This is a genomic window from Acidihalobacter sp. (assembly GCF_037381185.1).
Taxonomy (GTDB): Bacteria; Pseudomonadota; Gammaproteobacteria; order DSM-5130; family Acidihalobacteraceae; genus Acidihalobacter_A.
The window spans coordinates 18,731-39,772 of the sequence record NZ_JARRQY010000071.1 but is presented as its reverse complement, the minus strand read 5'-3'; the positions used below and the strand labels follow the sequence as shown (position 1 = coordinate 39,772).

The following is a 21,042-nucleotide window of genomic DNA, read 5'->3' as shown; positions in this document are numbered from 1 at the left end:
GTCGTACTGCTGCTCGGGGTGACCGTCATCGGTTCCAACTCCTTCCTGCTCAGCCCCGTGCTGACGGAGGTAAGCAGGAGCCTGGGCACCTCCATACCGGCCGCCGCCTGGAGCGTATCCGCCTACGGCGGCGCAACCGCGCTCTCGGGCCTGCTGCTGAGCGGACTGCTGCAACCGCTGGGCTATCGCAACACGCTGGTCGTGACCGGGCTGCTGCTGAGCCTGGGCGTGGGCCTGACCGGCTCGGCCTGGGCGCTAGCGCCGCTGATCGTCGGGCAGGCGCTCGCCGGCCTCGGCGCGGGCGCGATGCTGCCGGCGGCGTATGCGGCCACGGCCGTGATTGCGCCCAAGGGGCTGGAATCGAGGGTACTGGGCAAGGTGATCGCCGGCTGGTCCATTTCGCTCGTCGCCGCCGTGCCGGCGTCGGCGTTGATTGCCGACTACCTGAACTGGCGCATCGCCTATCTGGCGATCACGCTCGTATCGCTGGCCGCCGTCATCGGCTTCACGTCGCTGCCGACCGACGGGCATACGTCCGGCCAGCGGCGGTCGAGCATCCGCGAATCGCTCGCGGTCGAACGCGCCACCGCCACACTGGCCGTGATCTTTCTGTTCATGTGCGCCTTCTACGGCACCTACACCTTTCTCGGCACACACATTCAGGCCGATCTCAAGCAAACGACCGCCGCGGCGGGACTCGCCGTACTCAGCTACGGCGCGGGCTTCGGCGTGGCCAGCTTCTGGGGCGGACGCATCATCGACCGCTACAAGCCGGCCGTATTGACGGGGCCGATGCTGCTTGCCATCGCCGTGCTGTATTTCATCGCCATTCCCGCGAGCGGCGCCTTGCTGTGGCTGACGGCGTGGTGCTTCGCCTGGGGCGTGCTGAACCAGTTCGCCCTGAACTGCCTGCTGACCCTGCTGACGCAGCTCAGCGCGGCGCACCGGCTCCGGCTGCTCGGCCTCTACAGCGTCGCCGCATATGGCGGGGCGATGGTCGCGGCCATCGTGTTCGGCCAACTCTATGCCGCTTCGGGATTCGGCGCGATGCTCGGCCTTGCGGGCGTTTTGTGCCTGGGGGGATGGGGGATCGCATTCGGCTGGGCTCGAACGACCGGCAACGGTTGAACTGTTCCGCCGACTCTCGACTTGCCGGGCCCGGTCGAGCAAGCTGGAGCGAGGCCAAGCGGGAGACAATGGATGGCCAAGCAATCCCTGCCAGTGATGAGTGGCGCCGAGAGACTTTCAGAAACTCGGCGCGGCACAACGACGGCTTCGGGAACGCGCCGAACAGGCCGGCGCGGGCGGGCGGCATGTCCGCAGAACGCCCGAAACACGCTGAGAACGCAGCCTGCGCAGGCGCAGGCAATCAGCCCTTGATCTTGAGCACCAGCGTGTCGATCTTGTGCTTCTGCAGCTCGTCACGCACCGCGTTGAGGTGCTTCAGGTCCTTGAACGGCCCGATCTGCACGCGGTTCCAGGTGTCGGAATTGACCTTGACCTGCTGGATGTTGCCGACCACGCCGAGCAGCGCGAGGCTTGCCTTCATGCGGTCGGCCTGAGCGTAAGTGCGGAAGGAACCGGCCTGCAGCATGTAGGTCCCGGGCGTTTCGATCGGCGTCGGCGGCGCGTTGGTGGTCGAAGACGCCGCACCCTTCTGTCCCGGCTTGCTCACGCTGTAGTTGCCCTTGGGCACGACCACTTCCAGCTCGGGCAGGAGAGTGTAGAAATCGAACTTGGGCTTGGCCGGCTTCTTCTCGGCCGGCGCGGGCGTGGTCACCTTCGGCTGAACCAGCTTGCTGGCGGTGTGCGCGGGCGGCGCCGGCAGGGTGATCGCCGTCGGCGCAGGTGAGGGGCGCTTGCTCAGGTAGAACAGAAAACCTGCAAACAGGCCGATGGCCAGCCCCACCACCATCCACGCCCAGCCCGGCATGCCGGGCTTGGGAGCGGGCTTCTTGGCCGGAGCGCGTTTCTTGTAGTCCCTGGCCATGGGTTACATCGTCTCGGGCGCGCTGACGCCGAGCAGGTTCAAACCGTTGCGGATGACCTGCTGGGTCGCCAGGCAGAGGCCGAGGCGGGCGTCGCGCAGCTGCGCGTCGTCCACAATGAACTGCTCGGCGTTGTACCAGGTGTGGAAGCCCTGTGCGAGATCGCGCAGGAACTGGGCGACCTGATGCGGCTCGGCGGCCAGCGCGGCGGACTCGATCACCTCCGGATAGCGCGACAACGCGTTGATCAGCGCCTCCTCGTGCGGCGTGTCCAGCCGCCCGAAGTGCGCCGCGCCGTTGGCCGGATCGTGCTCCAGACCGCGCTCGGCGAGCTGGCGCATGACGCTGGCGACGCGGGCGTGCGCGTACTGAATGTAGTAGACCGGATTGTCCGAGGACTGCGACTTGGCCAGATCGAGGTCGAAGTCCAGGTGCTGCGAGGGCGCGCGCATGACGTAGAAGAAACGTGCCGCGTCGTTGCCGACCTCCTCGCGCAACTCACGCAGGGTGACGAAGGAGCCGGAGCGCGTGGACATCTGCACGCGTTCACCGCCGCGGTAGAGAATGGCGAATTGCACCAGCAGGAAATCGAGCCGCGAAGGATCGTCTCCCAGTGCCTGCAGCGCAGCCTTCATCCGCGGCACGTAGCCGTGGTGATCGGCGCCCCAGACGTAAATCACCCGCTCGAAACCGCGCTCGAACTTGTCCATCAGATAGGCGATGTCGGAGGCGAAATAGGTGGTCTGACCGTTGTCGCGCTGCACCACGCGGTCCTTCTCGTCGCCGAAGTCGGTGGAGCGAAACCACAGCGCCCCCTTCTGTTCGTAGACGTGACCGGCTTCGCGCAGGCGCTCGATTGCCTTGTTGACCAGACCGCGTTCGGTCAGCGTGCGCTCGGAATACCATTCCTCATACTCGACGCCGAATTCGCGCAGGTCCTCACGGATGTCGTCGAGGATACGGGTCAGGCCGAGTTCGAAGACATAGCGGTAGCGGATGTCGCCCAGCAACTCACGGGCGCGCTCGATGAGCGCGTCGATGTACGCCTCCTTGTCGCCGCCGTCGGTCTCGTCGGCCGGCAGGCCGTCGAGCACTTCCGCGCTGGTCGAGGCCCAGGCGTCGCCCTCCTCCTCGAACAACACCTCGGCATAGTCGCGTACATAGTCGCCCTTGTAGCCGTTGACCGGAAACGGCAGCTCGGCTCCGCAGCGCTGCAGATAGCGCAGCCACACGCTGGCCGCGAGGATGCTCATCTGGCGACCCGCGTCGTTGACGTAATACTCGCGCTGCACGTCGAAGCCGGCCACGGAGAGCAAATCCGCCACCGCGGCGCCATAAGCCGCTCCGCGGCCGTGGCCGACGTGCAGCGGCCCGGTCGGATTGGCCGAGACGAATTCCACCTGCACGCGCTTGCCCGCGCCCACGCTGCAACGGCCGTACTGAGCGCCCGCGCTCAGCACGTTGCCTATCACGGCGCAGCGCGCTGCCGCACTCAGGTGCAGGTTGATGAAGCCGGGTCCTGCAATCTCGACCTTCGCGATCCGTTCGTCGGCCGCCAGGCGGGCAACGATCAGCTCCGCCAGCTCTCGCGGCTTGCGTCGCGCCGGCTTGGCCAGCTGCAGCGCAACGCTGGAGGCGAAATCGCCGTGGCTGGCGTCCTTGGCGCGCGACAGCGGTACTTCGCCGATCGCGTCTTCGGGAATCACACCGTTCGAGCTCAAGGCATCGACGGCAGTTTTGAGTAGGGCTTGGATCTCGGTTTTCACGGGTGTCTGCAGAGGGGGGTGACAAAGATCGGACATTCTACGTAATCGGGACTGCCACGTCTTCAGGGGGTGTTCTGTTGACATTGCCGGGCCACATCTGGAGGCGCTCATTCTTCTAGCGTCGAGGGCAGCTTTTGGCGCGAATCTTATGAGTGAAGACGGCTTACTGGTGGGCACTCGTGGCCAATTTCGGGCGCGTCACCCAAATAAGATCAAAACAAGCAGCGCTGATTCGCGCCCGAAAAAAACCCCGAACGCAGAGCAAGGCGCCTTCTTAGCCAAGCGCCCCAAACATCGAATCGCGCCGGAAACGCCACAGCGCACACACTGCATCCACCATCAATTTACCCACGCTTACCTCCTCAACACCCTACTTCACATCTTCGCGCCGGATACTGAAAATGAAGAAACAAACGTCACATAAAAATGGGGGGCATCGCCATGAACAGACGTCAATTCATACGAGGAACCGCAGCGCTCGCCGCAGCAGCTGCGGCCGGCACAGGCTTCGCTTTCCAAAGCGCCCACGCTGCGGCCAGCCTAAACGCGCAGGCCGCGCAGGAACTGCGCTACATGCGCGAAGAGGAAAAACTCGCCCGCGACGTATACCGCCAAGCCTACGACCGCTGGGGACTTCCGGTATTCGCCCGCGTGGCGCAGGCCGAACAGCGCCACATGTACGTCATGGGCCGCATGCTCGCCTATTACGGTCTGAGCGACCCGGTTGCCGCCCCGAACGCACGCGGTGGTTTCACCGACGCCCGGCTCGCCAAACTGTACGCCGAGCTGAAGGCGCGCACGGAGAAAAGCGCCGGCGATGCGCTGCAGGCCGCGGGCCTGATCGAGGAAGTCGACATCATGGACCTCGAGAAAGCCGCCAAGACCGCACCTGACGCCATGCTAAGGCGCATCTACGCCAATCTCGAACGCGGTTCGCGCAACCACTTGCGGGGCTTCAGCAGCACATGGACCAGCCTGACAGGCAAATCCTACACAGCGCAGGCCATGCCGCAAGCAACAGTGGATGCGATCGTCGCCAGCCCCATAGAGCGGGGGTGGCGCAGCTGAGTTCGGTCAGTACAAGTCCACCGGATCCACATCCAGCGACCAGCGCGACCTCCGCGCCTCCGGCAGCGCCTCAAGGCGCGGCAGAGCCCGCGCCAAGAGCTTGTGCAAGGCCGCGCGTTCGTGCGCGCGCAGCAGCAGCTGGGCCCGGTAACGGCCGGCACGGCGCTCCATCGGAGCCGGCACCGGACCGAGCACGTCCACGCTGCCCTCACACAGCGCCTCGAGCACTTCGCGCACGGCGGCGAGGAACTTCAGCGGGGCCTCCTTCTGCGCGGCTTCGGCGCGCAACACCGCGAGCCAGGTATACGGCGGCATGGCAGTCAGCTCGCGCTCGCCGAGCAGCGCTTGCGCGGCAGCTCGGTAGCCGCCGGCCAGCAGGGTGTGCAGCAAGGGGTGATCGGGCTGATGAGTCTGGATGATGACCTCGCCGGGCCGCTCTTCGCGTCCGGCGCGGCCAGCCACCTGCACCAGCAGCTGCGCCAAACGCTCGTGGGCCCGGTAATCCGCGCTGAACAACCCCTGGTCCGCATCGATCACGCCAACCAGGGTTACGTTGGGCAGATGGTGCCCCTTGGTCAGCATCTGGGTGCCTAGCAACAAGGGGAAACGCCCGCTGTGCGCCGCCTCCAGTGAGGCGTCCAGCGCGCCGCGGCGGCGTGTGGTGTCGCGGTCGATACGCAGCAGACCGACGTCAGGGAACTGCGCGGCCAAGGTCTGTTCGACACGCTCCGTACCCTGGCCGACCGGCTTGGGTTCGAGCGATCCGCAGGCCGGGCAGGCCGGCGGCGCGGGTTCCTCGTGGCCGCAATGGTGGCAGCGCAGGCGGTTCGAGGCGGCATGGAAGGTCATATGCGCATCGCAACGCGGGCAGTGCGCGACCCAGCCGCATTCATGGCAGATCAACACCGGCGAGAAACCGCGCCGGTTGAGGAACAGCAACACCTGCTCCCCGCGTTCCAGGCGCTCGCGCACCGCGCTCAGCAGCTGCGCGGACAGGCCGGCGTCCAGGCGGCCATGACGGATGTCCATGATGCGCAGGCGCGGCGGCCGCGCACCGCCGGCGCGGGCCACCAGCCGGTGATGCGTGTAGCGCCCCGCCAGGGCATGGCGCAGGGTCTCCAGCGACGGGGTGGCCGAACCCAGCACCACCGGCACGCCCTGCCGCCGTGCACGCCACACGGCCAGGTCGCGGGCGTGATAGCGCAGTCCGTCCTGCTGCTTGAACGAGGCATCGTGTTCCTCGTCGACCACGATCAGACCAAGCCGCGGCAGCGGCGTGAACACGGCCGAGCGCGTACCGACCAGGATCGCCGCCTCGCCACTGCGCGCCGCCAGCCAGGCATCGCGACGCGGCGCTTCGGCCAACCCGGAGTGCAAGGCCGCGATGGGCACCGCGAAACGCCGGCGCAGCCGCGCCAGCAGCTGCGGAGTGAGACCGATCTCGGGTACCAGCACCAGAGTCTGGCGTCCGACAGCCAGCGCCCGCTCGATGAGCCTCATGTAGACCTCGGTCTTACCACTGCCGGTCACGCCCTCGAGCAGGTGCGGCGCGTAGCCGGGACAGTCGCCGGGCGGCCACATCGCCTCGACTGCGGCTTCCTGTTCGCCATGCAGCTCCGGCCGGAATTCCCCGCCCGGAGCCGGGGCAAGGCCCTCTTGCTCGCGGCGCTCTACCAGATTCTTGTCGAGCAGATTACGCAGCAATGGCCGCCAGCCGTCGCCAAACGGAGGTAGGGTCTCGGCGTCGAGGTCTTCGCCCCGCGCTTCGAGTTCCTGCATGAAGGCCAGCAACGCGCGCTGCCGCGGCGCCCTTCCGATTTCCACACGCTCCGGTGAGGCGCCCTCGCATACGCGCCAGCGCTCGATCGCCGCAACACGCGCCTCGCCGCCGTTGCGCAGGCGTTCGGGCAGGGCCGCTGCGGCAACCTCGCCGACGGGATAGTGATAGTAGTCGGCGGTAAAGCGAATCAGTTCCAGGGTGGCGGCATCAAGCAAAGGTTCGGTATCGAGCACGTTCTCGACCGGGCGCAGACGCTGACGCGGCAGCTCGCTACATACACCGGCCTCGAATACCAGACCGACCAACTGACGCCTCCCCACGCGAACCTGCACCCGCATGCCCGGCTGCAAAACAGGCAGCCCCTCGGCCCTCGGCGGAAGGTAGTCCAGAGCTTCGCGCAGAGGCACGGGAACGGCCACTCGGAGGCAGTCGTCGGGAGGCGGCACTTAGAGAAAACTCTTCACGTGATTTGTCACTGTTCGGCCTAACTCAACGTCTCTCCGGCGTTTTTTCCCGATATCCACAAAGCCTGTGGATAACTTTGTGGATAGCTTGCTGAAATCTGCGCCGCGGCCCCGTCATTACTACAGTTTTGTTAAAGTGCTCAAGATTTGATCACCTAAACAAACCACTAAAAATCAACAAGATATAGAAATCAACACCGAACCACATCAGCACCTGGACAAGGGAGTTGCGATTTGTTAAAGGCTGGCCCACCTTGTGCATAATCCCCATGGAAACGGCTTTCCAGCCGCAAATTCTGCACCCAAATCAAGCGGATTTCCGCCCGCAGCGCCACATCGGTGGAAAACGCCCGCGCAGCAGCAAAGAACGCCCCACGCAGGTGGGCCGCGGATAGCTCGGTGGAAGGAAGCTGCAGCGCCATGCGGATGGCGCTGCAGCAGACGCTCAAAGCGTCTTGACAGCCTGAATCAACTCGCCGGCGACCTTCTGGCCGTCACCGTAGAGCATACGCGTGTTGTCGGCGTAGAACAGCGCGTTCTCGACGCCGGAGAAACCGGCCCCTTGTCCGCGTTTGATGACGATAACGTTCTGAGCCTTGTCCGCGTTCAGAATCGGCATGCCGTAGATCGGGCTGTCCGGATTGGTGCGCGCGACCGGATTGACCACGTCGTTGGCGCCGATGACCATCGCAACGTCGGCCGTGGCGAACTCGTTGTTGATCTCGTCGAGGTCGAAGATCATGTCGTAGGGCACGCCCGCCTCGGCTAGCAGCACGTTCATGTGTCCGGGCATGCGCCCCGCCACCGGATGAATCGCGAACTTCACGGTCACGCCGCGATCGACGAGCAGCTGGGTCAGCTCCCATATCTTGTGCTGCGCCTGCGCCACCGCCATGCCGTAGCCCGGCACGATGATGATCTTGTTGGCATAGGCCATCATGACCCCGGCATCGCTGGCTTCGATCGGCTTGAGACTGCCGGTGACGTCTTCGGAAGACTCCGCGCCACCACCGCCGCCGAAGTTGCTGAACAGCACGTTGGCCAGCGAACGGTTCATGGCCTTGGCCATGAGCTGGGTGAGCAACGTACCGGCCGAGCCGACCACGACACCGGCGATCATCATCGCCGGGTTGCCCAGCACGAAGCCCTCGAAACCGACCGCCAGACCGGTCAGCGCGTTGTACAGCGAGATGACCACGGGCATGTCGGCGCCGCCGATCGGCACGGTCATCATCACACCGAAGGCCAAGGCGAACACGAAGAACAGGAACAGCACAAAACCTGAATAACCCGTGCCGCCGAAGCCGATGATCAGGCCGAACACCACGGTCACGCCGAACACCGCCATGTTGACGATCTTCTGACTGGGATAGCGCATGGTCTTGCGCATGATGCCCTGCAGTTTGGCGAACGCGATCAGCGAACCGGAGAAGGCCACCGTGCCGATCAGCGCGCCGAGCACGGCGATGAGCTGCAGAGTCTGGGACATCGGATCGTGTTTGATCAGCTCCACCGCGGCGATGGCAGCTGCTGCGCCACCTCCCATGCCGTTGTAGAGGGCGATCATCTGCGGCATGTCGGTCATCGCCACGCGCTTGCCCGACACCCACGCCGCGCCACCGCCGATGGCGATGGCGATGAACATCAGCAGATAGTTGCCGAAGCCTTGCAGCCCGGGCTGGAAAAAGGTCACCAGCACGGCCACGAACATGCCGATGCCGGCCCACACGATGCCGCGCCGCGCCGTCACCGGCGAACTCATCTTCTTGAGCCCGTAGATGAACAGAACGGCCGCGACGAAATAAGCGGCCTGGATCACGAAGTGCATCACTTACCCCCCTTGCCGCTGGACTTGAACATCTCGAGCATACGCTCGGTCACCACGTAGCCGCCCACCACGTTGCCGGCAGCCAGCAGCACGCCGACGAAGCCGACCAGCTGCTCGAGACCGGTCTGCGCATGGCCCAGCGCGACCATGGCGCCGACCAACACGATGCCGTGCACGAAGTTGGAGCCCGACATCAGCGGCGTATGCAGGATCACCGGCACCTTGGAGATCACCTCGTAACCGGTGAACGCCGCCAGCATGAAGATATACAGTGCAACGAAACCCTCGATCATGATGCCGCTCCTTCCACCGCTTCGCGGGTCGGTTCGTGGATGATGGCGCCGTCCCGCGTAAGCAGGCTCTTGGCGATCACCTCGTCTTCGTAATCCGGCTTGAACTCCCCCTCCACCAACATCGGCTGGAGGAAGTTGAGCACGTTCTTGGCGTACATCTCGCTCGCATGCAGCGGCACCTGGCTGGGGATGTTGAGCGGGCCGTGCACGATCACGCCGTTGTGCTCGATCGTCTTACCCGGCTCGGTCAGCTCGCAATTGCCACCGCCCTCGGCGGCCAGATCGACGATCACCGCACCTTCCTTCATGCCCTCGACCGTCGCCTTGCCGACGATCTTGGGCGACGGCCGACCGGGGATGGCGGCAGTGGTGATGAGCACGTCCGCCTTGGCAATATGCGCGGCCAGTTCCTCGGCCTGCTGCGCCTTCTCCTCGTCGGTCAGCTCGCGCGCATAGCCGCCTTCGCCTTCGGCCTTGACCGACAGTTCGATGAACCTCGCACCCAGCGATTCGACCTGTTCCTTGGTTGCCGAACGCACGTCGTAACCCTGCACGATGGCACCCAGGCGTCGCGCCGTGGCGATCGCCTGCAGACCGGCGACGCCAGCGCCGATGATCAGCACCGTGGCCGGCCGGATGGTACCCGCCGCGGTAGTCAGCATCGGGAAAAAGCGGCAGGACAGATCGGCGCCCATGATCGCGGCCTTGTAGCCGGCCACCGCCGCCTGCGAGGACAGCACGTCCATGGACTGTGCGCGGGAAATGCGCGGAATCAGTTCCATTGCGAAGCAGGTCAGCTTGCAGTCGCGCATCTCGCTGACGAGTTCAGGCTGGCGATGGCCGTGCACCGTGGCAATGATCACAGCACCCTCGCGCAGCGCCTTTATCTCCTTGATGGTAGGCCCCTGCACCTTGACCAGGACATCGGCCTCCTTGAGCAGCGTCGGCGCCGTACCGACAATACGCGCACCTGCCTCTTCGAAGGCTGCATCGGGGAAATGCGCGTTGGCACCGGCACCTTTCTGCACTACGACCTCGACGCCGAGATCGGTCAGGCGTTTGACCGTGCTCGGCTCCATCGCGACACGCCGTTCGCCGGCGGCTGACTCCTTGGGTACGGCCAGTTTGATCGACATCGTTGTTGTCCCCTGTACGTAATCGGAGCATCACCCCGGAAAAACAAAAGGCGTTCATCCTAGCCGATTCGTGGACATGATTGAACCTTCCTGCAGGGAGCATCAGGCCTCGACAGCACTACCGCCGCACAGGCTTCCGATCGATTACAGCCGCTCGATGGCACAGCCTTAGGCATAATCCACGCCCAACTTGTGCAAGCGCTGCAGAATCTCCGGACTTGCCGCCTCCGTCTCCGCGTCGATCGGCGCAATTCCGGATGCTGGCTCTGACTTCGAACACGCGGGCCTTCCAGACGAAGCGAAACGTCCCCACGATGCGTAGCATTCCCTCGGCGACCTGCCGCACCTGCGGCAAGGGGCTATCCTCCAGCAGCCAACCGAATTCATCGCTCCTAAAACGGGCGAGGAGAGTGAACCGTCATCCTCGAGCGAGACCGGGATACGCGCCAGCAGCGCGCCCTGCACGAGCACGATGCCGGCTGGAAAGTGGACGCCATAGCGGTGGAAATTCTCCCGGTGGATTTCGATACCGTATTGTTTACGCAGCAGTTCCCGGTAAACATCGAGTTCGCCCCAGTAAACGGAATCGTGCGTAACCGACATCGCACCTCCGATCACTCGCCACCTCGGCAATCCCCGCGTAACGAACCTTTGTTATTTATGTGCATCAGGGATGCTACAGCCCGCCGCCGCGCCGTCTCAATCATTTCCTTGGGGCGCCAACCCGGCACGTTGCGTAACTTCCTGAGGCATGTCTTAATGCATGAATCAGCCGCGCGAGGAGGCCTTGAGCGGATATGGACCTCGGTCAGATGGTATTGCGTGCCGACGCTGCCGGCATGCCGCTGGAATGGATCGATTATCAGCATGCGGTACGCCTGTACCACGCTGAACAGGTCGCCTATGCCTGCGGCAGCCTGCTCTATACGTTGCACGGAGGCGTCAATGCGCGTACCAGCCTGCGCACCCGGATCGAAGTCAACTCGATCATCGCCACCTACGGCAACCACCGCCGGCGTCCGATCAACTACACTCCGCCGCTCAACAACGCCGCCCTGTTCCGGCGCGACGGCAGTATCTGCATGTATTGCGGCGAACGCTTCCGCGCCCGAGACCTGTCGCGCGACCATGTCCGCCCGGTCAGCCAGGGAGGGCAGGACAAGTGGACCAACGTGATCACGGCCTGCAAGCGCTGCAACCACCACAAGGCCGGCCGAACGCCCGAGCAAGCCGGCATGGAATTGCTCGCCGTACCGTTCACGCCAACCCACGCCGAATACGTCTATCTACAGGGGCGGCGCGTACTGGCGGATCAGATGGAGTTCCTGCGCGCGCATTTCCCGCGCAGCAGTCCGCTGCGCTCGCGCAACACCTGAAGGCTCCGCCAAAGGTTCAGTGACGACGTAAGACACCGCTTTACCGGAGACAAGTTGGAGTATGCGCTACACCGCAAGAGCCCATTTCGAGCACGGACAGACGGGACGCACCGGAGTTCTGCTTGCCAATCTGGGCACGCCCGACGCCCCCACTCCCGAGGCACTGCGCCGCTATCTGCGTGAATTCCTGTGGGATCCACGGGTGGTCGAGTTTCCGCGTCCGCTGTGGTGGCTGATCCTCAACGGCATCATCCTCAACGTACGCCCGCGACGATCGGCCGAGGCCTACGCCAAGGTCTGGACGGAAGCAGGCTCGCCGCTGCTGGTGCACAGCCGGGCGCAGGCCGAGAACCTGCAGGGAAGGCTGGAAACCGCATTCACCGGACCGGTGCGCGTCGCGCTGGGCATGCGCTACGGCGCCCCTTCGATCGCCTCGGCCCTGGAGACACTACGCGATGCCGGCGTCGAGCGCCTGATCGTGCTGCCGTTGTATCCGCAGTATTCCGGCTCCACCACCGGCTCCATATTCGACGCCGTGGCCGACGTGCTCAAGAGCTGGCGCTGGGTTCCGGAGTTGCGCTTCATCAACCATTATCACGACGATCCGACCTACATCGCAGCCATGGCCGCTCGCATCCGCGCGCATTGGGCCGAGCACGGCCGCGGCAAGCATCTCCTGCTGTCCTTCCACGGCGTGCCGAAACGCTACCTGCGCGCAGGCGACCCCTACCACTGCCACTGCCACAAGACCGCCCGCCTGCTGGCCGAGGCGCTGGAACTGGGCGACAACGAGTGGACCATCGGCTTCCAGTCGCGTTTCGGCCGTGAGGAATGGCTCAAACCCTACGTCGACGGCCTGCTCAAATCCTGGCCCAAGAAGGGCCGGCGCGACATCGACGTATTCTGCCCGGGCTTCGCGGCCGACTGCCTGGAAACGCTGGAGGAGATCGCCATGCAGAACCGCGACCTGTTCCTGGCCTCCGGCGGCGAACGCTACACTTACGTCCCCGCTCTCAACGATCAACCTGAACACATGGACTCGCTGGTCGCCTTACTGTTGCGCCACGGCGGTGGCTGGCCGGAAACCGACCCCGCACGCGACGAGGAAGCCCTAAACGCCGCCGCGCAGAAAACCCGGCAACGGGCGACGGCCATGGGTGCGGACGCATAACAGACACAACACCAAGCCTCGCAACTTAGCCGGGGGCACAACGCCGAGTCAGGGCATGGTCCAAATCCCGCACAGGTGATTTTCAAAAAACCGGCATAAAACGGTTGATCCGGCAACTATTCAGCTTTCGGATCAACGGGGAAGGGACTTCCACAATGCAAAACCAGCCTTCCACAGGCGCCGACGGGCACTCGGGTCGCCTCGTCCGGTTTTTGCGCCATCCGCTTGGACTGATGGCGGCGGCAGTAACCGCTACGCTGCTGTGGGGCAGCGCCTTCCCCTTCGTCAAGCTGGGCTACGCGATCGCCGGCATCAGCGAGCGCAATACGTTTCTTCAGCTCGAGTTCGCCGGCTACCGCTTCACCCTGGCCGCCCTCCTGCTGATGGCCGTGGGCATTTTCATCGCCCGCAGGAACCTGGCGGCGACTGGCCGGCAGCTGCTGTTCGCGGCGAAGATCGGCAGCGTGCAGACCTTCCTGCAGTACACCTTCTTCTACATCGGGCTGGGCCTGAGCAGCGGAATTTCGGCCTCGGTGATCGCCGGCTCGCTGACCTTCTTTCAGCTCGGTCTGGCGCACTTCATCTATCACGACGACCGCATCACGGCCACCAAGGTCATCGCGGCCCTCGTTGGCTTTTCCGGCATCGTGTTCTACCAGACGCTGGAAAGCGGACTGAAGCTGTCATTCGGGGCCGGCGAGCTATTCATGCTGGCTGCGATGTTCTGCGGTGCGCTGGGCAATGTGCTTTATCGCAAGGCCCCGGCGGCGGGTATGTTTCCGCTCCAGCTCACGGCGTTGCAAATGCTGATGGGCGGCACCGGGCTGACGGTGGTCGGCGCTCTGAAAGTCGGCTTCGTGCCGTTTCACTTCTCGGGCTCGTTCGTACTCATCCTGCTCTACCTGTCGATGCTGTCCGCCACCAGCTTTCTGATCTGGAATTCGATCATGACGAACAACAAAGCCGGCGGCGTCTCCGTGTACCTGTTCCTGATCCCGATCTTCGGTGTAATCCTGTCAGCCCTGGTGTTGCACGAGCAGCTCAAGTGGTTCGTATTTCCCGCCCTGGCGTTGATCGCCGTCAGCATTATCGTTACGCAGCGGACTCAGGTGGGGCGAAGGGGGTGAGGTTCAGAGTGCGATTCGAGGTATGTGGCTTCTGCCGGTTACGGCGAGACCTGTTCCTACTTGCTTAGCGCATGGACTGGTTTCGGACGCGAACCAGCGTTTGTGGTGAATGAAGCGACGTATTTGCTGACTTTCATTCATCTCGAATTCCGGATGTATCCGGCTCAAAGCAGAGTCTGCATCAGCCCGACACCGCCGAAGACTTCACTCCACTCCCGGACAAACCCAACAATCTCCCCGCCGCGCCCCCCGGCAACCGGTACTCCACCCCCAGCGCCGGATTGCGCAGCACCAGCTGGGGTTTGGTCGCGACGATCTGCAGACGCAGACGCCTGCCGCCGGCAAGTTCGATGCGAATGTCTCCCTGTGTCGAAGCAGGCGCCTCCGGTGCCGCGCTGAGCTGCAGAGCGGTGGCTCGCTGCCAGGCTTCGAGCAGGGCGACAACCTGATCGGCGCTGTAATGCGCCGGCGCAGGCTGTAACGTCCAGCCAGTGGGTTGCTTGGCACGGATGTCCAGCGCGGGCAGCTGCAAACGGACGATGTGGGCCTTGGGCGACAGCAGGGAAAGGCTCACCCAGTTGACCGCGGCACTTTCCGGCAGGCTGTACGCTCGCGCGGCAGTTCGAGCAGGGCTCGCATCATCAGCGGATTGGCTCGTGCCGAGATCGGGGCGGTCAGATGCCAGTCGCCGTTATTGCGTTCGAATACGAGAGCCGGCCGACTGCGGCGTTCGATGCGGATGTGGCGTACGGCGGCAGTGTCTATATGAGGGGCGACGGCGATGCCCGGCGGCGCCGGTTTCGGCCGGGGGTAGAAGACGAACACGGCCAGACCGGCAACGACCAGGAGCAGCACCAGGTTGAGCAGCAGGCGGCGGGTGAACATGCGCGCAATTTCCCCGAAACGGCTCCGGATCAACGCGCCGGCCGGCGCCGGCGCATCCAGATCAGCGTGCCGGAGATGAACAAACCGGCCGGCAGCAGCACCAGGAACAGAGCGGCAATGGCGTAGCCCACGGTGCGGCTCAGGATGAGTCGGGTGTCCGGGGCCGAGGGCAGATGAATCTGGACCAGATTGTCGTCATGGCTGAGCCAGTTGAGCGCGCCCAACGCGAGGTTGAGGTTCGCGCCCTGGCCGATGAAGGCGTTGCTGAGGAAGGCGCCGCTGCCGATGACGACGACGCGCTGCTGCTTGGCACCGTGCCGGCGGCTCAGCGCTTCGCCGAGGATCAACGGCCCCGGGGTATCGCCCTGGGCCTGATCGAAGTGCACTTCGCCGCGCAGGGGCGCTGTCTCGCTCCAGCTCTTGGGCAGCGTGCGCAGCAAGGGGATGGCCTTCCAGTCCTTGCCGCCGGCCGGTTGCTGGATGGCGGCGCTGAACGGCATCAAGGTCTGGATCTGCAGATCCGAAGTGATCGGCGAAGGGCCGTAATCGAGTACGGGGACCACGGCCGGATTGCTGATGCCGATCATGGCGCGCAGGTCTGGGTTGGCGTCGACCACGGTGCCGGGCACGAAGCTGATGCCGAGCTGTGCGGCAAGGCTCGCAAGGCCGTGCGATGGGCCCGGGGCATGCAGCCAGAGCAGCGAACCGCCGGTGTTGACGAAATCGGCGACCGCTTTCGCCTCGCCCGGCGTCAGCGCCGTCTGCGGCTGGGCGATGACCAGCACGGCGGTGTTTTCCGGTATCTGCGGCGTGCGTAGAAGATTGAGCGCCAGCAGTTGGAAGCCGTCGTGCTGCAAGGCGGCGCCGAAACGGCTCAGGCCGGCGCTGCTGGTGTCGAAGGGAGAGCGCTCCTTGTGGCCTTCCAGGAAGACGACCCAGCGTTTGGTGTTACGGGCCAGATGCATGAAGGCGTTGAGCAGGGTTTCCTGGCGCAGGTTGTCGACCACGCGCGTACGGCCATTGAGTTCGATGGCCAGTTGCCCGGCATGCGTGACGCCGTAGTGCCTGGCCCGTTCGGGGGCGAGGTCGGGATTGCTGAAGCTCAGTGTGATGCGCGGGTCGACGGCCTGGTAGAGCGCGATCTGCCGCCGGATGCTCTGGTGCAGCGCGGCGTCGGCGGCGACGAAGGCGATCATGTGGATGGGCTGTTTGGTGGCGCGCAGCAGCTTGGCCGTGGCCGGGGCGAGGCTGTTGCGTTGGGAATAGGTCCAATCCTGTACGAAGCGGTACTGGTGGCTGAGCCAGGCGGCCAGCCCGACTGCGCATAGGAACAGCGCCAGGAAAATCAGCGAGTTGAGCCTCAGGTGCCAATGGGTTTTGCGCGAGACGTGCATGCGTGGCTCCGGACGTTCAGCGCGGCAGGCGCAGGCTGTCGAGCTGGCGCACGGTGAGCACCAGGAATGTCAGCGTGAACAACAGGTAGTAGGCGGCCGCGCTGCTGTCGAATTCACCACGCAGGAACGGCAGATAGTGGCTGAAGTGCGACAGGTAGACGAACAACCGGCTGGCGCTATTCTGCGCGGTGCCGGAGATGTACAGAACCACCAGGAGCAGCAACAGGCCGAAGCTGCCGACGGCGGCCAGCGTGGGTTGGCGCGTGAGGCTGGAGATGTAGAGTCCGGCGGCGGTGAACGAGCCGATCAACAGCACAAGGCCGAGCAGGTCGGCAGCCAGATGGCCCCAGTCGAGATGGGTGCCAAGTGCCAGCGAAACAGGCATAAGGGCAATCATGGCGATCATCGTGAGCATGAAACCCATCAGTCCGACGTATTTGCCGAGCACGATCTGGGTCACCGATACCGGCGCTGAGGTGAGCAGCGTCAGGGTGTGCGCCTGGTATTCCTCGCTGAGGCTGCGCATGGTCAGCAGGGGGCAGACCGCGAGCATGATCACGCCGGCCCACATGAACAGCGGCGAGAGCACGATGGTGGTAACGCCGGGCGCATTGGGCGTGCCGGCCAGTTTCGGCGCGACGCTGTCGATGAAATTCTGCACGGCGCTGAGGAAGATCAGCGCGAGGATAGCCTGAGTGATGCCCAGGACGACCCAAGCCAGCGGCGAGTAGAACAGGCGCTTGAGTTCGAGGCGGGCGATGATGAGTACTCTGTCCATGTGATGCCTGCGGCTACCGTTGGCGCGTGTGCGTTCGCAGCGAAATGGGGCAAACCGGCCCGGCGCCGCTGCGGATGCGTATACGGGATGGACGGAGTAGCGCCTGGATCATGCGGGAATGTCCTCGCGGGTTTCGGCGTAGACGGCCTGCATGAAGACCTGTTCGAGCGACTGATGCTCCGGGCGCAACTCGCGCAGTCCCCAGCCGCCCGCGCAGGCCGCCGCAGCCACCGCTTCGGCCGGATCGACATCGGCATCGTGCGCAAGACGAAAGCGATTGGCACCCAGTGCATGCACACCGTCCACGCCGTCGATCGCGGCCAGCGCCCGGGTTTCCGGCGCGCTGGCGAAAGCGGCCAACAGGCCGGTGCTACGGCCGTGCGCGGCGAGATTCGCCAAAGTATCGGCGAACACGGTGTGACCGCGATGGACGATATGCACCCGATCGCATACCGCCTGTACTTCGGCAAGGATGTGAGTGGACAGGATTACCGCGTGTGAGGTGCGCAGTTCCGCGATCAGCTCGCGTATCTCGCGTATCTGCAGCGGATCGAGCCCGACGGTGGGTTCGTCGAGAATGATCAGCGGCGGCTGGTGGATGAGCGCCTGCGCGATGCCCACGCGCTGGCGAAATCCCTTGGACAGGGTACCGATGAGCGCGCGTCCCGCTTCATCCAGGCCGGTGCGCGCCTTGGCCCGGTCCAGCGCGTCCGCCAACCCAGCGCGCCCGATCCCGTGCAGCCGGGCGCAGTAGCGCAGGTACTCGTCGACCGTCAGGTCGTCGTACAGCGGCGGGTTCTCGGGCAGATAGCCGATATATCTCTTGGCCTGGCGCGGGCGTTCGAGCAGATCGATGCCGTTGATCGTTACCTGCCCGGCGCTGGGGGCGAGATTGCCGCTGACGATGCTCAGCGTGGTCGACTTGCCCGCCCCGTTCGGGCCCAGCAGGCCCAGTACCTCGCCGGCATGCACCTCGAGCGTGAGGCCCTCGATGGCTCGATGACCGCCATAGTAGCGGGCTAGGCCGTGGGCTTGCAGGAGGGGCGTTGCGCTCATGCTGTCGTTGTTGTCCCTGGTTGGCGGGCCAATAGTGTACTGAATCCGCGTTGTCTCACGCGCGCCATTGGCCCTTTGTCCATGCTGCGGCCGATTTTGTTCCCTGTGTTCGCATGGACGCCCGGATTGGCTATTGGGTATAGTCGCAGGACGTTTGTTGCCAGGTAACACCTTACATGTCCATGCTTTACGGTTTGCTCACCCTGCCCTGGTGGGGCTACGTACTGGTCGCTCTCGCGCTGACCCACGTCACCATCGTGAGCGTCACCCTGTTTCTGCATCGCGCCCAGGCGCATCGCGCGCTCGACATGCACCCGCTGCTCTCGCACTTTTTCCGCTTCTGGCTGTGGATGACCACCGGCATGGTCACCAAGGAATGGGTCGCAGTCCATCGCAAGCACCACGCCAAGTGCGAAACCGCGGAAGATCCGCACAGCCCGCATCACAAGGGCATCGGCAAGGTCTTGCTGCAGGGCGCCGAACTCTACGGCGAAGAAGCCTCGCAGCAGGAAACCCTGGAGAACTTTGGCCACGGCACGCCCGACGACTGGCTGGAGCGCCACGTCTACACGCGGCACAACTTCCTCGGCATCACGCTGATGGCGCTGATCAATCTGGCGCTGTTCGGCGTCTACGGCATCATCATCTGGGCCGTGCAGATGATCTGGATTCCGTTCTGGGCGGCCGGCGTCATCAACGGCCTCGGCCATTGGTGGGGGTATCGCAACTACGAGACCACCGATGGGTCGACCAATCTCGGTCCGCTGGGCGTGCTGATCGGCGGCGAGGAAATGCACAACAACCACCACGCCTTCCCCAGCTCGGCCAAGTTCTCGCTCAAGCGCTGGGAGTTCGACATCGGTTGGATGTACCTGAGCGTGTTCCGCGCACTGCGCCTGGTGCGGATCAAGAAGCTGGCTCCCGAGCCCGTATTCGGACCGAGCAAGGAACTGATCGATCTCGACACCGCGCGTGCCGTGGTCGTCGGCCGCCTGCACCTGATGTCGCAGTACGCCCGCCGGGTCATGCTGCCGGTGCTGCGCGAGGAACTGAACAGGGCCGACGCATCCTGCCGACGTCTGCTCAAGCAGGGACGCCGCGCCCTGATGCGCGAGGAAACGCGTATGGATGAGCGTGCCCGCGCGCGGCTCAGCAAAGCGCTGCAGAACAGCGAAACGCTGAAGACGGTGTACGAGTATCGTGCCCGCCTGCAGGCGCTATGGGCGCGCAGCCAGGGCACCGACAAGCTGCTGGCCTCACTGCAGGAATGGTGCACGCAGGCCGAAGCCAGCGGCATCCATGCGCTGCAGGACTTCGCCCGCGCGGTGCGCGGCTACTCACTGGCCCGCGGCACCGCCGCCGCTTGAGCCAGTACGGCCCCGGCGCCATGGCGCCGAGGCCGCTTCAGCTCTTTCCTTCGTTCCCAAGCAGCTCGCGCATAGGCCACAGACGGGCCTGGTCGAGCCTGCCTCCGCGTTCCAGCAAATCCAGCTGACGCCGCGCGAACTCGCGGTACAGCGCACCGTGTCCTGCGCCCAGTCGGTCCAGATCGCGCAGATGCCCTTGCACCACGTCGGCGTCGCCGCGCGACAGCGGACCGGCAAGCGCGCCGGCGAAACCCTTGCTACGGGCCGCGTCCAAGGTGCCGTAGGCCAGCGGCAGCAAGGCTTCCAGCGCGTCGTCCTCGCCGACGCCGAAGCTTGCCCAGATCGCAGCCGCCTCCTCCAGCATGGACACCAGGAAACTCGCCGCGAAGCTGGCGGCGCCGTGATAGCGCGCGCGTGCGCCGGGCGGCAGATGCAGCACGCGCATCTCCAGCAACCCGGCGACCTCCTGCAGCCGTGCGGCCAGCGGCGGCGGCCCCTCGATAGCGACGAAACTGCCCGCCAGGCGGCGCTCGGCCAACTCGGGATCGGAGAAAATCTGCAGCGGATGGAAACCGCCGGTCAGCGCACCGGCCCGCGCGGCCGGGTCCAGCACCGAAATCTCGGTCGCACCGCTGCAATGCACCGCCATCTGGCCGCTTTTCCATGGCAGTTGCGCTGCAACTGCAGCGATATCGTCGTCGGGTACGGTTAGGAACACCACGTCGGCTGCGGCCGCCCGTGCCGGTTCGACCGGGCTGCAGTCGGGCAGGTCCGCCGCCAGGCGTGCGGCGCTTTGCGGGTCGCGGCTGGCGACATGGGTGACGGGCATGCCGCGATGCGACATAGTTCGGGCGAGCGCCGTGGCGACGCGCCCGGCACCGATGAAGGCGAAGGTCGGCGTTGTGGTATTCATACAGGTTCCGCGTGGAAGGACTCTACGTCGTCTCCGACTCTGCCGGAGTTCAAGCGAAATGTCTCGGCGCTTCCGGGGCCGGAATCTGGGCGACGGACACAAAAAACCCGGCGCGAGGCCGGGTCTTCGTTGGTTCCGTGCGGGAAGCGCTTACTTGATCTTGGCTTCCTTGTAGATCACATGCTGACGGACGACGGGATCGAACTTCTTGATCTCCATCTTCTCGGGCATGTTCCGCTTGTTCTTGGTCGTGGTGTAGAAGTGACCGGTTCCGGCGGAGGAAACGAGGCGGATCTTTTCGCGAACACCCTTAGCCATGGTAAACCTCCTTAGACCTTCTCACCACGGGCGCGGATCTCGGTAAGAACGGTGTCGATACCCTTCTTGTCGATGATGCGCATGCCCTTGGTCGATACACGCAGGCTCACCCAGCGGTTCTCGCTATCCACCCAGAAACGGTGCGTATGCAGGTTGGGCAGGAAGCGGCGGCGGGTCTTGTTGTGCGCGTGGGAAACGTTGTTGCCCGTGATGGGGCGCTTTCCCGTGACCTGGCAGACTCTAGCCATTGCGTGTAGCTCCAAATACGTCTTGCTTGTGCAGAAAGGGGGCGGATATTAGCCGATCGATGTGCCCATGGCAAGAGTTTGGGGCT

The 21,042-nt window shown here is 64.6% G+C and carries 23 protein-coding genes; 7 read left to right on the top strand and 16 right to left on the bottom strand.

The genetic code is table 11. The features are described 5' to 3' along the window. A partial coding sequence (locus tag P8014_RS18460) for an MFS transporter (protein ID WP_337818789.1) occupies positions 1-1,128 on the top strand: 1,128 nt, incomplete at its 5' end. Between the two features lie 241 nt (positions 1,129-1,369). Here P8014_RS18460 and P8014_RS18455 read toward each other — a convergent pair. Together P8014_RS18455 and argS are read right to left on the bottom strand one after the other, a co-directional pair. Beyond that, entirely contained in the window at positions 1,370-1,990 is a 621-nt protein-coding gene (locus P8014_RS18455) for an SPOR domain-containing protein (protein ID WP_337818788.1), read from the bottom strand. A 3-nt stretch (positions 1,991-1,993) separates the two neighbouring features. Beyond that, positions 1,994-3,754 (bottom strand): arginine--tRNA ligase, encoded by a 1,761-nt coding sequence (gene argS / locus P8014_RS18450; RefSeq protein ID WP_337818787.1) that lies wholly within the window; start codon positions 3,752-3,754, stop codon positions 1,994-1,996. Positions 3,755-3,902: 148 nt separating this feature from the next. On the opposite strand from argS, the gene P8014_RS18445 reads away from it, so the two are divergent. Both P8014_RS18445 and P8014_RS18440 read left to right on the top strand, forming a co-directional pair. Further along, the gene (locus P8014_RS18445; RefSeq protein ID WP_337818786.1) at positions 3,903-4,178 is read left to right on the top strand and encodes a hypothetical protein; all 276 of its coding nucleotides are present in this window, start codon (positions 3,903-3,905) and stop codon (positions 4,176-4,178) included. Positions 4,179-4,195: 17 nt separating this feature from the next. Further along, positions 4,196-4,822 (top strand): DUF2202 domain-containing protein, encoded by a 627-nt coding sequence (locus P8014_RS18440; protein ID WP_337818785.1) that lies wholly within the window; start codon positions 4,196-4,198, stop codon positions 4,820-4,822. 6 nt (positions 4,823-4,828) lie between these two features. Here P8014_RS18440 and P8014_RS18435 read toward each other — a convergent pair whose 3' ends face one another. The 6 genes from P8014_RS18435 to P8014_RS18410 all read right to left on the bottom strand — a co-directional run bounded on the left by P8014_RS18435 (position 4,829) and on the right by P8014_RS18410 (position 10,926). Beyond that, positions 4,829-7,048 carry a primosomal protein N' gene (locus P8014_RS18435; protein WP_337818784.1) on the bottom strand — a complete coding sequence of 740 codons (2,220 nt, stop codon included), beginning with the start codon at positions 7,046-7,048 and terminating at the stop codon, positions 4,829-4,831. A gap of 209 nt (positions 7,049-7,257) precedes the next feature. Beyond that, the gene (locus P8014_RS18430; RefSeq protein WP_337818783.1) at positions 7,258-7,488 is read right to left on the bottom strand and encodes a hypothetical protein; all 231 of its coding nucleotides are present in this window, start codon (positions 7,486-7,488) and stop codon (positions 7,258-7,260) included. 23 nt (positions 7,489-7,511) lie between these two features. Then, entirely contained in the window at positions 7,512-8,894 is a 1,383-nt protein-coding gene (locus tag P8014_RS18425; protein ID WP_337818782.1) for an NAD(P)(+) transhydrogenase (Re/Si-specific) subunit beta, read from the bottom strand. Beyond that, positions 8,894-9,190, bottom strand: a complete 297-nt coding sequence (locus P8014_RS18420; protein ID WP_337818791.1) for an NAD(P) transhydrogenase subunit alpha — start codon at positions 9,188-9,190, stop codon at positions 8,894-8,896. Before P8014_RS18420 ends, P8014_RS18425 begins: the two co-directional genes overlap by 1 nt. After that, a complete protein-coding gene (locus P8014_RS18415) occupies positions 9,184-10,323 on the bottom strand; it encodes a Re/Si-specific NAD(P)(+) transhydrogenase subunit alpha (RefSeq protein WP_337818781.1) in 1,140 nt (379 codons plus the stop codon). Before P8014_RS18415 ends, P8014_RS18420 begins: the two co-directional genes overlap by 7 nt. Before the next feature lie 168 nt (positions 10,324-10,491). Then, positions 10,492-10,926, bottom strand: a complete 435-nt coding sequence (locus tag P8014_RS18410) for a hypothetical protein (protein WP_337818780.1) — start codon at positions 10,924-10,926, stop codon at positions 10,492-10,494. Between the two features lie 194 nt (positions 10,927-11,120). On the opposite strand from P8014_RS18410, the gene P8014_RS18405 reads away from it, so the two are divergent. The 3 genes from P8014_RS18405 to P8014_RS18395 all read left to right on the top strand — a co-directional run bounded on the left by P8014_RS18405 (position 11,121) and on the right by P8014_RS18395 (position 13,997). Beyond that, positions 11,121-11,699 carry an HNH endonuclease gene (locus P8014_RS18405; protein ID WP_337818779.1) on the top strand — a complete coding sequence of 193 codons (579 nt, stop codon included), beginning with the start codon at positions 11,121-11,123 and terminating at the stop codon, positions 11,697-11,699. A 61-nt stretch (positions 11,700-11,760) separates the two neighbouring features. After that, entirely contained in the window at positions 11,761-12,870 is a 1,110-nt protein-coding gene (gene hemH, locus P8014_RS18400; RefSeq protein ID WP_337818778.1) for a ferrochelatase, read from the top strand. A gap of 233 nt (positions 12,871-13,103) precedes the next feature. Continuing rightward, the gene (locus P8014_RS18395) at positions 13,104-13,997 is read left to right on the top strand and encodes a DMT family transporter (protein WP_337818777.1); all 894 of its coding nucleotides are present in this window, start codon (positions 13,104-13,106) and stop codon (positions 13,995-13,997) included. Positions 13,998-14,178: 181 nt separating this feature from the next. Here P8014_RS18395 and P8014_RS18390 read toward each other — a convergent pair whose 3' ends face one another. The 5 genes from P8014_RS18390 to P8014_RS18370 form a co-directional block, all read right to left on the bottom strand. Continuing rightward, positions 14,179-14,571 (bottom strand): hypothetical protein, encoded by a 393-nt coding sequence (locus P8014_RS18390; RefSeq protein ID WP_337818776.1) that lies wholly within the window; start codon positions 14,569-14,571, stop codon positions 14,179-14,181. After that, positions 14,568-14,882: a hypothetical protein gene (locus P8014_RS18385; RefSeq protein WP_337818775.1), complete on the bottom strand. Its 315-nt coding sequence runs from the start codon at positions 14,880-14,882 to the stop codon at positions 14,568-14,570. The genes P8014_RS18390 and P8014_RS18385 overlap by 4 nt, the downstream gene beginning before the upstream one ends. A 29-nt stretch (positions 14,883-14,911) precedes the next feature. Continuing rightward, a complete protein-coding gene (locus tag P8014_RS18380; protein WP_337818774.1) occupies positions 14,912-16,276 on the bottom strand; it encodes a DUF4350 domain-containing protein in 1,365 nt (454 codons plus the stop codon). 16 nt (positions 16,277-16,292) lie between these two features. Beyond that, positions 16,293-17,054, bottom strand: coding sequence for an ABC transporter permease subunit (locus P8014_RS18375; protein WP_337818773.1), 762 nt, complete (start codon positions 17,052-17,054; stop codon positions 16,293-16,295). A gap of 108 nt (positions 17,055-17,162) precedes the next feature. After that, positions 17,163-18,110, bottom strand: a complete 948-nt coding sequence (locus P8014_RS18370) for an ABC transporter ATP-binding protein (protein ID WP_337818772.1) — start codon at positions 18,108-18,110, stop codon at positions 17,163-17,165. Between the two features lie 182 nt (positions 18,111-18,292). Between P8014_RS18370 and P8014_RS18365 the strand changes: the two genes are divergently transcribed. Beyond that, positions 18,293-19,477, top strand: a complete 1,185-nt coding sequence (locus tag P8014_RS18365) for a fatty acid desaturase (protein ID WP_337818790.1) — start codon at positions 18,293-18,295, stop codon at positions 19,475-19,477. 37 nt (positions 19,478-19,514) lie between these two features. On the opposite strand, the gene P8014_RS18360 is transcribed toward P8014_RS18365, so the two are convergent. From P8014_RS18360 to rpmB, 3 genes are all read right to left on the bottom strand, one after another. Beyond that, the gene (locus tag P8014_RS18360; protein ID WP_337818771.1) at positions 19,515-20,390 is read right to left on the bottom strand and encodes a DUF2520 domain-containing protein; all 876 of its coding nucleotides are present in this window, start codon (positions 20,388-20,390) and stop codon (positions 19,515-19,517) included. 150 nt (positions 20,391-20,540) lie between these two features. Beyond that, positions 20,541-20,708: a 50S ribosomal protein L33 gene (rpmG, locus tag P8014_RS18355; protein WP_337818770.1), complete on the bottom strand. Its 168-nt coding sequence runs from the start codon at positions 20,706-20,708 to the stop codon at positions 20,541-20,543. 11 nt (positions 20,709-20,719) lie between these two features. Further along, positions 20,720-20,956: a 50S ribosomal protein L28 gene (rpmB, locus tag P8014_RS18350; RefSeq protein ID WP_337818769.1), complete on the bottom strand. Its 237-nt coding sequence runs from the start codon at positions 20,954-20,956 to the stop codon at positions 20,720-20,722. Positions 20,957-21,042 lie beyond the last annotated feature (86 nt).